The sequence below is a fragment of the Micrococcus sp. UYEF5 genome, assembly GCF_040546065.1.
GTDB lineage: Bacteria > Actinomycetota > Actinomycetes > Actinomycetales > Micrococcaceae > Micrococcus > Micrococcus luteus.
This window is the reverse complement of record NZ_JBEPNB010000010.1, coordinates 17,022-29,265: the sequence shown is the minus strand read 5'-3', so window position 1 is coordinate 29,265 and position 12,244 is coordinate 17,022. Positions and strand designations below refer to the sequence as shown.

At 68.6% G+C, this 12,244-nt stretch carries 9 protein-coding genes; 1 reads left to right on the top strand and 8 read right to left on the bottom strand.

The annotated features are described in order from the left end of the window. Nucleotide 1 precedes the first annotated feature (1 nt). From ABIB16_RS09760 to ABIB16_RS09750, 3 genes are read right to left on the bottom strand one after another with little or no spacing between them, the layout of a single operon-like run. A complete protein-coding gene (locus tag ABIB16_RS09760) occupies nt 2-985 on the bottom strand; it encodes a PD-(D/E)XK motif protein (protein ID WP_354436248.1) in 984 nt (327 codons plus the stop codon). Continuing rightward, on the bottom strand, nt 969-3,680 hold the full coding sequence (locus ABIB16_RS09755; RefSeq protein WP_354436247.1) for a Z1 domain-containing protein: 2,712 nt from the start codon (nt 3,678-3,680) through the stop codon (nt 969-971). Before ABIB16_RS09755 ends, ABIB16_RS09760 begins: the two co-directional genes overlap by 17 nt. Before the next feature lie 35 nt (nt 3,681-3,715). Next, entirely contained in the window at nt 3,716-4,831 is a 1,116-nt protein-coding gene (locus ABIB16_RS09750; RefSeq protein ID WP_206495987.1) for a DNA cytosine methyltransferase, read from the bottom strand. Nucleotides 4,832-5,210: 379 nt separating this feature from the next. On the opposite strand from ABIB16_RS09750, the gene ABIB16_RS09745 reads away from it, so the two are divergent. Then, nucleotides 5,211-5,393, top strand: a complete 183-nt coding sequence (locus ABIB16_RS09745) for a hypothetical protein (RefSeq protein WP_354436246.1) — start codon at nt 5,211-5,213, stop codon at nt 5,391-5,393. A gap of 2 nt (nt 5,394-5,395) precedes the next feature. Here the strand turns inward: ABIB16_RS09745 and ABIB16_RS09740 are convergent, their stop codons facing one another. The 5 genes from ABIB16_RS09740 to ABIB16_RS09720 are packed head-to-tail and all read right to left on the bottom strand — an operon-like array spanning nt 5,396 to nt 12,231. Beyond that, entirely contained in the window at nt 5,396-6,355 is a 960-nt protein-coding gene (locus ABIB16_RS09740; RefSeq protein WP_502915477.1) for an LD-carboxypeptidase, read from the bottom strand. Next, complete coding sequence (locus tag ABIB16_RS09735; RefSeq protein ID WP_230278206.1) at nt 6,352-7,932, bottom strand: long-chain-fatty-acid--CoA ligase; 1,581 nt, start codon at nt 7,930-7,932, stop codon at nt 6,352-6,354. The genes ABIB16_RS09740 and ABIB16_RS09735 overlap by 4 nt, the downstream gene beginning before the upstream one ends. Nucleotides 7,933-7,971: 39 nt before the next feature. Further along, entirely contained in the window at nt 7,972-9,159 is a 1,188-nt protein-coding gene (locus ABIB16_RS09730; RefSeq protein WP_230278205.1) for an acyl-CoA dehydrogenase family protein, read from the bottom strand. 46 nt (nt 9,160-9,205) lie between these two features. Beyond that, nucleotides 9,206-10,057 carry a CoA transferase gene (locus tag ABIB16_RS09725; protein WP_044658735.1) on the bottom strand — a complete coding sequence of 284 codons (852 nt, stop codon included), beginning with the start codon at nt 10,055-10,057 and terminating at the stop codon, nt 9,206-9,208. Next, complete coding sequence (locus ABIB16_RS09720; RefSeq protein WP_061866816.1) at nt 10,054-12,231, bottom strand: 3-hydroxyacyl-CoA dehydrogenase NAD-binding domain-containing protein; 2,178 nt, start codon at nt 12,229-12,231, stop codon at nt 10,054-10,056. Before ABIB16_RS09720 ends, ABIB16_RS09725 begins: the two co-directional genes overlap by 4 nt. Between the last annotated feature and the right edge of the window lie 13 nt (nt 12,232-12,244).

The window sequence follows — 12,244 nt, the reverse complement described above, 5'->3', positions numbered from 1 at the left end:
GTCAGGCCTCCTCTCGAGCGATTCTGGTGAAGTCGAACTCCTCGCTGAAGCCGTCCCCCAGGGCGGACAGGTCCAGTGAGTAGCTGAGGTCCGAGACAGCGTTGACGACAGCCTCGGGCAGGACGGAGCGCCGTAGCACCGGGGTGCTCTCCGTGATATGCCAGTACTTCGTGGAGACCAGCTTGAACCGATGGTCCTCCGTTCCCGGCATGTCGACGACGTATCCCAAGGCCGCCAGCCGTTTGCGCATACCAGACTCGTCGACTCCTGCGTCGACGATCTCCTCGACCAGGTCGGAGAGCCGCTCTCCGCGCGGGTGGGGATCCACCTCAGTGACGGCGAGGTAGAGATCAGAACCTTCCGAGGGCTCCAGCTGACGAAGACCGTGAATCGTGACGGCCTGGCGGTTCTGGAGTGCGGCGGTCTTCACCTCCATGCTGACCACGTCGCCCACGAAATCATGCCGGCCCCGCTCCGGGCCTTCCCACAGGGTCAACGCCGAGGCGCCATGAACCGCAACGATCTGGCGGAGGATGCTGAGCTCCCCATAGAGGCCCTCCAGCGCCTGCTCGCTGATCCCCTCGCGGGCGATCATCAGCAGTCGGCGCCATTCGCGCACCGTACTAGCGAGTGCGTCATAGACAGTCCCGCCCGCATCCACGCTGGCATTGACGTCCTCGAGGAACGTGTGGAACACCCCCTCGAGCCGGGGTTCGAGGCACCGGATCTGCACTGCTCTCAGCGCATCTCCGAGCTCATTCTGAATCGTCGCCGACGCGAGACGAATGGCCTGGCTCACTTCAATGTTGAGAAGCCGGTCGTCCCCGGACTCGAAGAAGGCGGTCGGCGTGCTCAGCTGGTCCTTCCCCACCCACACGCGACGGCCGACCGGCCGTCCCTGTACTTCGACGACGTGGAACTCGGAAGCGCTCCATACACTGGGCTCATTCGCCACACGCGCGAACGCCTCACGCATTCGGGTCATTCTCAGGCTCCTCCTCATCAGCTGCGGGGATCTCGACCGCGAGGAAGTCCCCGTCATGCGTGAGCAGGCCCTCCGTATCCGAGGGGAGGACCATCGCGTAGCCGAAGAAGGGTTCGTTCATATCAACTTCGGCCAGGGCGGGGTCGATCTTCTTAAGCACTTCCTGCATATCCTCGCGGTCCTTCGCACCGGACCGAGCTCGCGACATGCGCGAGATCGGATAGAGGATCAGCAGGCCTTCTCCGTTCGCACCTCCCTCATTCTTCGGGCGCAACCGAGCGGCGCTCTGCTCATCACCGTTACCAGCGTCTTCTGCAAGCGGGCTGCCCTCAGTCGCCAGGTCCGCGATTCGGTCGTTGCCGGACATGAGCGCTCGGATGTTGACCGACCCCTCTTCGGGGTCCTTGATTGGCGCGCGCCGCACCGCCTTCACCTGAAGGCCCTGCTCCGCGAGCACCTGTTCCCCGCCACCGGCCGCCAGCACGACCCGCCAAGACTTCTCCGGAAGCTTCTTCGCAGCCCAGTCGAGAGCCCGCTTGTGCTCCTCCTGGTGTTTGGGGTGCATGGCGAACTTCTCAAAGAACTCCTGAACACGTTCGAAGCTAACACCCTTGTAGAGCTTCGACCCCTGACCGGGCGCCGATGTCACGGCATGATCGGAGATGCGGTGAAGGAAGTCGACAGCGATACGGGTGTTCGTCTTCTGCAGACCCGACGTCGCGAAGTCGAACAGAATCGTCTGCTTGTTCCGGCCCTGAAACGTGTACTCGATCTGGCGAGCGTGCTTCATCTTGGCGGGAGCCGTCACCTCAAGACGGCCGGGATGCCGGCGGATCTTGAGCCCGATCTCGCCGGGAGTCTTTCCCTGGCTCGCCATCTCGGTGATCTCTCGACGCACCTCGGCCTCCACCTGAGCAAGGAACTGATAGTCGGAGTCCAAGCCCTCCGCCAGCCAGATCCGTTGCAGGTCCTCGTATCCTGGCCGGTAGCCGAACCAGCGGCCCATCTGCAGGAGGGTGTCGTAGGCCTTGGAGCTACGGGTGAAGAAGGAGACGAAGAGCCCCTCAAGTGTCAGACCTCGGGAGAGGGTTCCGCCACCGATAACGATCACCGTGGACGGGTGCTCGTCGTCGTACACCAGCCGATCAGCGTGAGCCTCCTTGCCGTTGTCGACGACGACGCGCAGCACGCGAAGCACGTTCAGGATCTCACCCTGGATAGCCGGCCAGGTCGGCGCAGGGCCGTCTCCGGTGTAGAGCTCCGCGACACGGTCCTCCTCCTCGTTGAAGATCGCACGGAACTCGGAGACATCGCCTTCTCGTGCTCGCTCCTTCATGGGATCTAGGAAATCGTTGATCGCCTCCTGCATGGCGAAGTGCGGATCCGTGCGCTCCGTGGTGTGGACGAGCATCGACGAATGCTTGTCCTTCTGGCCGCGCAGACGACGGATGGCGCTCGCCACGATGAACCACCGGATGGCATCACCGAGGGAACTGGTCACCGTCGGAACGAAATCGGCGGCGTCCTTCTGCCGCTGGGGACCCAGATCGCTCCATTCCTCGCGCGGGATACGGCGAATAACGTCGAGTCCCTCGGATTCCTCCCCGTCGAGGAACCCATCGCGGATTCCGAAGAGGGTCTCCGCCCCGAAGTAGTTCTTGGGTGTCGGCATGACGGCGAGAAAGTCCCGCGGATAGAGGCTCTCGAGGGATCCGGCCGAGGGGTCGTCAGGATCGGCAGCATCCTGAGGGTCCATGAGCACGTTCGCAAAGGGAGTGGCCGTGTAGCCGACGTACGTTCCGTTCCGAACCTTCGACCACACGCGACGCAACTTGGCATTGATCTTCGTCGGGTCATCCTCCGGATTCGGCGAGCTGTCCGGGGTCGCCTGATCGGATTCGTCGTCGATGATGAGGATCGGAAGCCTACGGAGTGTCTGCTCGTCGATCTGGTCGAGGAACTTCAGCAGATGGTCGAGCCGAGAGGTCTGCTTCTTCATCACCGCGATCATCGTGCGGGCTCCGTCCAGAAGGCTGGACACAGTCGACGCGGCGTTGACCCAGCTGGCGGCCTGAAGATCAGTCTGGGTCGTGGTCAAAGTGATCCACTGCTGGGCATTCTCCTCCACACCCAGGTCCCTCGTAATGCGCTTCTGGGTCTGCGCACGGAGGTTGTTGTAGGTGCCGGAGAAGACGAGCACAAACTTGTAGTTCGCATCCAGGGCCTTAGCCGCGACAGCCGCGTAGTTCGCCGTCTTGCCGGACTGGACATTTCCTATGACCAGGCCCCGACGGCGCTGCATCGAGTACGGCTCGGCGAGTTGCGACACGATCTGATCGCTCGAGCGGTCGATCGAGGGGATCGCTTCTGCCAGACCCGTGCTGAGCATCTTCTCACGAAGCTGGGACCAGCGCGGGCCTGCCGACGGCAGATACCAGGAACGATGAGAGCTCTCATCGTTGTCCGAATCCACCGCAATTGCACCGCCTGTGGGATCAATCCGGACACGGATGCGCTCGGCCCACTTGTCAGTCTTAACCCGATGATCATGCAACAGTTCACGTAGGGCTATGACCATCTCATCGTCAGAGTCATCCAGCAGTGAGTCCACTGCCTCCTCCATGGTCCGGCCACGCTTCATCCGGTTCACCACCTGGCGGGCGAGCAGATCCTTCATTGCCGAGTTGTCAGTCATGTGCTGGTCCTCCAGGTGGATGCAGGGATCGCGTCTCAGAACAGCCGCTGGGGCGAGGAGCTGTCGCGTGCAGTCGTCAGAGTCGGAGCAATGCTCTCATAGGGAATCCCCAGCAGGCTCCTGAACAGCGCCGTGAAGACGGCCTGCGCTCCCAGCGGGGGAACTGCCATGCCGACCTGCTTCCGGATGGAGTCCCGCCTCCCCTCGAAGTGGAAGGTGTCAGGGAATGTCTGGAGGCGTGCACGCTCACGATTGGTGAGGGCCCGGGGTTCATCCCAGTGGTAAACGTGAGTGCCACCGCCTCCGGACCCCGTCACGGTGTACGAAGGCTTGGCCGGGTCGAGACGTCGGTAGATCTGGCTGATCGTGGCGCCACGGACATTGAGCCGAGCCTGGTCTGTCATGCGCTTCGCATTGAACGCATTCTCGCCCGGATCGATGAGCTCCAGGCGCTCGACCACTTGTCTGGACTGGCGGGTGCGCTCATTGTTCGTGACGGATGCGTCCATTGGCGCCGCGACGACTTCTCCTGACGTGACGAAGGCATATCCCGTCCCGGGTCCGTGAGTGGGGGCTGGCACGGCGTACTCGACGTCGAGATCATCGCGAACCCCCACGACGAGAACGCGATGCCGCGCCTGGGGAACGCCGTACTGTTCGAACCGGTAGAGGTGCGGAGTGATCCGATATCCGGCGTCCTTGAGCTCCTCCAGAATCACCTGGAACGCGCGACCGCCGTTCGCGCTTCGAATGCCGCCCACGTTCTCGGCGACGAACCACTTGGGCCGCTTTGCCTCGAGAACCCTGACACCGGTCTTGTAGAGGCCGCCGAAATCACCGTCGAGCCCCTTGTGCTCACCGACAAGGCTGAAGTCGTTGCAGGGAAAACCGAAGGCGAATCCGTCAATGTCGCCGAAGGAGTCGATGTTCTCGGCAGCGGCTCGCGCGTCACCGACTTTGACAGACTTCAGCGTCGCGCCGGGAATGTTGCGTCGGTACGTAAGACAGGATGACTCGTCAATGTCGACAGCCCACGCGTGCTGGAGAGACATCCTGTCCCGCAGTTCAGGGTCCCTCTCGACTGCCTGGTGGGCGCCGAGTGCCATGCCTCCAGGCCCGGAGAAGAACTCCCCCATCTTGAACGTTTCCATGCAACCTCTATCGCTCTTCGCCGCAGACCTGCTGGGAAGCGCGCGCGGCATACTGCAGCTTAGCGCGATTCTGCCGTCTCGGCAGCCTGGAGGGCACCGTGTTCACACGCGGCGCCCGCTGGGCCTCTTCCACGGGGACATCGCGTGTCAGAGGATGACCGGAACTCATGAAGCCTTCGGAAGGACGAGGACGATGGCCACACTGCCCTGGACCGCAGGTGAGACTCTGCTCGCTCTCGGACTTGCTCATCACCTGGAGTGGGCCAACCCGAGTGAGGGGACACCCTCAGTCGTGGGCCTGTCTCGTCTACTCGCTCAGGGCCCCTTCGATCCAGGACTTAGCCTGCCGGGCAACTTTCGAAATCCGAATGCCGTCAAGATGAAGGTGTCCAACCTCATCTGGCACTACACCGGCGGAGAGCACGGTCTCAAGCAGGGAGCAGTCCAGGACCTCGCCCTTGTGGAGCTCTACAGGTCAGACCCGGCGCTCATGCTCGGCCTGGCGCGCGACCTCCGCTCCCTGGTCGAGCAGTCATTTGGAGATGCGGCGCTCGTCCCCTGACCTCACGAATACTCCGCCCATACCCGCCGCTCGACCCCGTCCACGGTCATCTTGCCGCCATGCGGCACCACCCACTGCGGCCGGGTGTGGCCGAACGGCACGCCCACGCACACCACCGCATCCGGGTTGTAGCGCCCGACCTCCTCCAGCACCACATCACCCTGCTCCGCGCGCAGCCGCGCCCGCTCCTCCGCACCCCGCGGCGCCTCGAAGGAGCTCGTCGGCGGGCGGGCCGCCAGCACGGCGTCCACAGCGCCGAGCACGCCGCGCTCCCCCAGGATCCGCAGCAGCCGCTTCACCTCGCCGGCGCTCGGCAGCTCCTCGCTGGTCTCGATGAGCAGCACCCCACCCTCGAGCACCGCCATGTCCGCAGGCCCGCGGCCGGCCGCCATCACCCACGGCAGCACCTCGAGGCAGCCGCCCCACGTCCGGCCGGTCACCGAGCGCCGCGGCCCGGCCCAGCGCCACGGTGAGGCGCCCTCACCGACGCCGGGCGCGCCGTCGTCGTGCGGGCCCGGCACCGGTTCGCGCGTCCCGAACTCGGTGAGCGCCCGCGGGTCCAGCCAGTCGACGCCATGGTCCTCCGACTCCCCCGGCTCCGTGATCTCCAGCCGCCCTCCTGTCAGCAGGGCGGCCCGCAGGGACGCGGCGTGCACCTCATCCACAGCCGGTCCCGGCCCCAGGTGCACCTGGGTGGAGCCGCCGTAGAAGCTCGCCACCCCGTTGCCCCACAGCCACTGGTGCAGGTTGGTGTTGTCGCTGTAGCCGAGGAACGGCTTGGGGTCCGCACGCACTGCGTCCGCGTCCAGGTGGCCGATCACGGTGATCTGGTCCTCCCCGCCGACCGTGGCGATCACCGCCCGGATCTGCGGGTCCGCGGGAGCGTAGCGAGAGGCCACCTGTCTGTCGTTCCTCTCGCTCAGACCAGACGACCTGCGCCCGGACCGCCCGGCGCCCCTCACCCCTGACGCAGCTCGCGGCGCAGGATCTTGCCCGTGGCGTTCTTCGGCAGCCCGTCCAGGACGGTCACCTCCCGCGGCTGCTTGTAGCGGGCCAGCCGTTCGGCCGCGAACGCCTGGAGCTGCTCCCCCGTGACGGCGCTGCCCGGGGCCAGGGAGACGAAGGCCGCGATCTCCTCGCCCAGCCGCTCGTCCGGCACACCCACCACGGCGGCCTCGACCACGTCCGGGTGCTCGTAGAGGACCTCCTCCACCTCGCGCGGGTACACGTTCATGCCGCCGCGGATGATCACGTCCTTGAGCCGGTCCACGATCATCACGTACCCGGCCTCGTCCCGGCGGGCGATGTCCCCGGTGCGGAACCAGCCGTCCTCGTCGAACGCCGCCTCCGTGTCCTCCGGGCGGCCCCAGTAGCCGGCCATGATGCCCTCGCCCCGGATGCGCAGCTCACCGGAGGTCTCGAGGTCCTCCTCGGGCACCTCGGTGCCGTCCATCGCGACGATCCGGAACTCGAAGCCGTCCACCGGCCGGCCCACGGTGCCCGGGCGGGTCGGCGCGTCCACGGGGTTGAAGAAGCACGCGCCCGCGTTCTCGGACAGTCCGTAGCCCTCCAACACGGGCACGCCGAACAGCTTCTCCGCCGCGCGCAGCGTCTCCACCGGCAGGCTCGCACCGCCGGAGAGGGGCATGCGCAGCCTCGAGAAGTCCGCCGGCTCGGCCCCGGCCTCACGACGGGTCCGGGCCACGGAGAGGAACGCCCCGTGCATGGTGGGCACGCCGGGCAGGAACGTGATGCCGTGGTCCTGCAGCTGGTCGTAGGCGGCCTCCGGCACGAACCGCGGCATCAGGGACAGGGTGGACCCGGCGAACACCGCCCCGTTGAGCACCACCGAGAGCCCGAACACGTGGAACATCGGCAGCGCCGCGAACACGACGTCGTCCGGGCCGAGCCGGCCCAGGCCGGTCGCCGTCGCCATGGCGTTGGAACGCAGGTTCGTGTGCGTCAGCCGGGCACCCTTGGGCCGCCCCGTGGTGCCCGAGGTGTAGAGCAGGACGGCGTCGTCGTCGGGGTCGCGCGGGGTGATCTCCGTGACCGGGGCGATGCCCTCGGCGGCGCACTCCCGCCCGACCGCTTCGAGGTCCAGGGTGACCACCTCGACGTCGACGTTCCCGGCCACCTCGTCCACGGCCGGCAGCCCGGGCATGGCCCAGAGCACGCGCGCCCCGGAGTCCTCGAGGAAGTACTCCAGCTCACGGGCCGTGAACAGCGGGTTGAGCGGCACCATCACCGCACCCAGGCGCATGAGCGCCTCGTAGACCGCCACGAAGGCCGGGACGTTGGGCAGCAGCACGGCCACCCGGTCCCCCGGGCCCACCCCGCGGTGGCGCAGCCAGCCGGCCGTCGCGGCCGTGACCTGGTCCAGTTCGCGGTAGGTCATGCGGGCCTCGCCGATCCGCAGGGCCACGGCATCCGGCTGCCGGGCCACGGTGGCCGAGAGCAGCTCGGCCACATGACCCCGGCGCTCGGTGGGCCGGCCGTGGGTGGTCGCGGAGGTGTCGGGGGTCTCGGAGGTGGTCACGGTGGCTCCTGATCTGGTGGGGCGGTCGTCGGAGGGGGTTCAGAGGAAGGCGGAGTGACCGGTGAGGCCGCGGCCCACGATCAGCGAGTTCACCTCGTAGGTGCCCTCGTACGTGAAGATCGCCTCGACGTCGCAGAAGAACCGGCCGAGCCCGACGTCGGCGAGGATGCCGTTGCCGCCCATCATCTGGCGGCCCAGCGCGGCCGACTCGCGGCACATCTGGGAGGTCTTCAGCTTCACCAGGGAGGCCTGCGTCATGGACACCTCGCCGGTGGCCTCCAGCTGCACCGCCCGGTGCGCCATGCCCAGGGTGGCCGCCAGGTTGGCCGCGATCTGCACGAGCAGGGACTGCACCAGCTGATGCCCGGCGATCGGCCGGCCGAACTGAGTGCGCTCCAGCGCGTAGCGGCGGGCGGCGTCGAGGATGCCCTGCTGCGCGCCCACGGCCTGCCAGCCCAGGCCGTTGCGGGAGCCCAGCAGGATCACGTTGGTGTCCGCGAAGGTGTTGGCCTTCTCCAGCTTGTTCTCCGCCGGGATGCGCACGTCCGTGAAGGTGATGTCCGCGTTCTGGACGATCTTCACCGCGGTCTTGTGCCCGATCTTGGTGGCCTCGTAGCCGGGGGTGTCGGTCTCCACGATGAAGCCCTTGACCTGGTCGTCCTCCTCGTCCCGGGCCCACACGATCGCGATGCGGGACATGGTGCCGTTGCCGATCCACCGCTTGGCCCCGTTGATCACCCACTCGTCCCCCTCTCGGCGGGCCGTGGTGGCCATGCCGCCGGCGACGTCGGAGCCGTGCTCCGGCTCGGTCAGCGCGAAGCAGCCGGTGTACTCCATCGCGTACAGGCCCGGCAGCCACGTCTGCTTCTGCTCCTCCGAGCCCAGGGCCTCCAGGGTGGCCCCGACGAGGTCGTTGTGCAGGGCGAAGTACACGCTGAGGGAGATGTCCGCGCGGGCCAGCTCGGCCATCAGGTGCCCGCGGAACAACGGGTCCTCGGTCATGCCGCTGATGTGGTTGTAGCCCAGCTCCCCGACGCGGCGGGCGATCTCGTGCGGGAACTCGTCCCGGCTCCAGGCCTCCGCCACGTGCGGGGTGACGATCTCGGCCAGGGCGGCGCGGATCTCCGTGAGCTCCTCCTGCTGCTCGGGCGTCAGGAGGCGGTGGTACTCGAGGACGTCGACGTCGACGTCGATCAGCGAGCGGGTGCGGGAATCCGTGGTGGTCATGAGGGGCTCCTGGAGGTCGTTCGAGGGGGGTGCTGAGTCGTGGGGGTCAGGCGGTGGGGCTGGCCAGGGCGGTGAGCGGGATGCCCCGCTCCTCCCCCCATGCCTGCCAGTGGGCGGCGTCGTGCCGGGAGAGGGCCTCGGTGAGCTGCGCGCGGACGTCCCCGTCCGCGTCCAGCCCGAGGCCCTCGACAAGCGCGGCCGCGAAGTGCGGCTCGAGCGCGCCGACGGCCACATGGCCCTCGGCCGCCGGATACACCCCGTAGTGGGGCAGGGCCCCGCCCAGGGGGCTGCGCGGGCCCGTCATGCGGTGCCGGTTGGGCAGGGCCAGGGCGTGCGCCGCATCGGCGAGCGCCACCGTGGCATGCCCGCCGTCCCCGTCCGCGCCGCGGGCCCACAGCAGGGCCAGCGCGGCGGAGACGGCCCGCTCGGCACCGTGCAGATCCGCCGCGAGGATCCGCGGTGGAGCCCCCGGCGCCAGCAGGCCCGCCGCGGCCTGGTAGTTGATGTCATGGCCTGGCACGTCCGTGCGGTCCCCGTCGTATCCGGTGATGTCCACCTGGCAGATCCGCCGGTGGCGGGCGCGGACGGCGTCGGCGTCCAGGCCCAGCCGGCGCAGCGCCCCGGAGCGGTGGGAGGTGAGGAACACGTCCGCCTCGGCCAGGATCTGCTCCATCTCGGCAGCCCCGGCCTGGGACTTCATGTCCACGGTGCGCACCGACTGCCCGCGGTGCAGCTCCTCGTAGAGGGCCGGCACCAGGGTGGCCACGGGGTCCCCGCTGGGCGGGAGCACCGTGACGATGTCGGCGCCCAGCTCCTGCAGGCGGGCCGCGGCGACGGGCCCGGGCAGGTTCAGCGCGATGGTCACCACGCGCACCCCGGCCAGCGGTGCGGCGCTCATCGGCCCGGCCCCTCGCCTCGCTCGGCCAGCTGCCGGAGGGTGCCGCCGGGACGGAACCGCTCGCCGTAGCGGTCGGCCAGCTCGTCGGCGCGGGCCACGAACGCGGCCGGTCCGCCCTCGCGGTGCGTCATGAACGTCACGGGCCCACCGGTGTGCGGCGGGAAGCCGATGCCGAACACGCCGCCGAGGTTCGCCGAGGGGGCGTCGGTGAGGACGCCGTCGTCGAAGCAGCGGGCCGTCTCGATGGCCATGCGGTACAGCAGGCGGTCCTGCAGGTCCTGCTCGGGCACGTCCGCCCCGGTGGCGAAGTGCTCGGCCAGGCCTGGCCACAGGTGCTTGGGGCCCTGTTCCGGGTACTCGTAGAAGCCGGCGCCCTGAGCGCGGCCCGGGCGGCCGAACTCGTCCACCATGCGCTCCACCACGCGCTCGCCCGGACGCACCGGACGCTCACCGCCGGCCTCGGCGACGGCCTTCTCCTCCTCGCGGCGGATGTGCTGGATCAGGGTCAGGGAGACCTCGTCCATCATGGCCAGCGGGGAGGCCGGGAAGCCGGCGTGGCGGGCCGCCCGCTCGATCCGCTGCGCGTCCACGCCCTCCTCCACGAGGGCCGCGGCCTCGAGCACGAGCGTGCCGTAGACGCGGGAGGTGTAGAAGCCGCGCCCGTCGTTGACCAGGATGGGCAGCTTGCGGATCTGCTGCACCAGGTCGTAGGCGCGCTCCACCGTGCGCGGGGAGGTCTGCTCACCACGGATGATCTCCACGAGCTTCATCCGGTCCACCGGGGAGAAGAAGTGCAGGCCGATGAAGTCCTGGGAGCGCTCCCGCGGGCCCTGCAGCAGGGTGATCGGCAGCGTGGAGGTGTTGCTGCACAGCAGGGTGTCCGGGCCGACCACCTTCTCCACCTCGGCGAACACCGAGTCCTTGAGCTCGACGTCCTCGAACACGGCCTCGATCACCGCGTCCACGTGCGCGAGGTCCTGATAGTCCTCGGTGGGCTGCACGCGGGCCAGGACGGCGTCGGCGTCCTCGCGGCTCATGCGCCCCTTCGCCACGCGCCCCTCGAGGAGGGCGCCCACCCGCTCACGGCCGCGCTCGGCGGCCTCCAGGCTGACGTCCTTGAGCATCACGTCCACGCCGTTGAGCGCGAGCGCGTGGGCGATGCCCACGCCCATCATCCCGGCGCCCAGCACCGCCGCCGTGGTGATCGTGCTGCGCTCGCGGGAGGGACCGCCCAGGGCCGCGCCGGAGCGCAGCGCCTGCATGTCCGAGTGGAACGCCTGGATCATGGCGGAGGAGGTGTGGCCCGTCACGAGGGACACGAAGTACCGGGTCTCGATGCGCGAGGCGGTGTCGAAGTCCACCTGCGAGCCCTCCACCGCGGCGCTGAGGATCGCCTTCGGGGCGGGCAGGTCCGCGCCGTGGAGCTGCCGGCGCAGGGTGGCGGCGAACGCGGGCAGACGGGAGGCGAAGGAGGCTCGGGCGGGGGTGCCGCCGGGGATCCTGAAGCCCTTGACGTCCCAGGGCTTCGCGGCGGCGTCGGCGTCGTCGCGGTGCTCCAGGATCCAGCGCTTGGCGGCGGGCACCAGGTCCGCGGGGTCGGTCACGACCTCGTCGATGATCCCCTTCTCCATCGCGGCCCGGGCGTCGCGGGCGGTGCCCTGCAGCAGCCACTCCATCAGGGCGCGCTCCACGCCCACCATGCGCACCAGGCGGGTGATGCCGCCGCCTCCGGGCAGCAGGCCCAGGGTGACCTCCGGGAGGCCGCCCTTCAGCCCCGGGTCGTCCACGGCGATGCGCCGGTGGCAGGCCAGGGCGATCTCCAGGCCGCCGCCGAGCGCCGTGCCGTTGATCGCGGCGACCACGGGGCGGCCGAGGGTCTCGAGGCGGCGCAGCTGGCCCTTGACCCGCTGCGTCAGCGCGAACACGGACTCCACGTCCTCGGGGCCGGCCTGGGCCAGGGAGTCCAGGTCGCCGCCGGCGAAGAAGGTCTTCTTCGCGCTGGTCAGGACGACGCCGGTCACCGTGTCCCGCTCCGCCTCCAGGCGGTCCACGACGGCGTCCATCGCGTCCTGGTACCGCTCGTTCATCGTGTTGACCCGCGCCTGCGGGTCGTCCATGGTCAGCGTGACGACGCCGTCGGCGTCCTGGTCCCAGGTGATCATGTGCTCACTCATGCCGGTGCTCTTC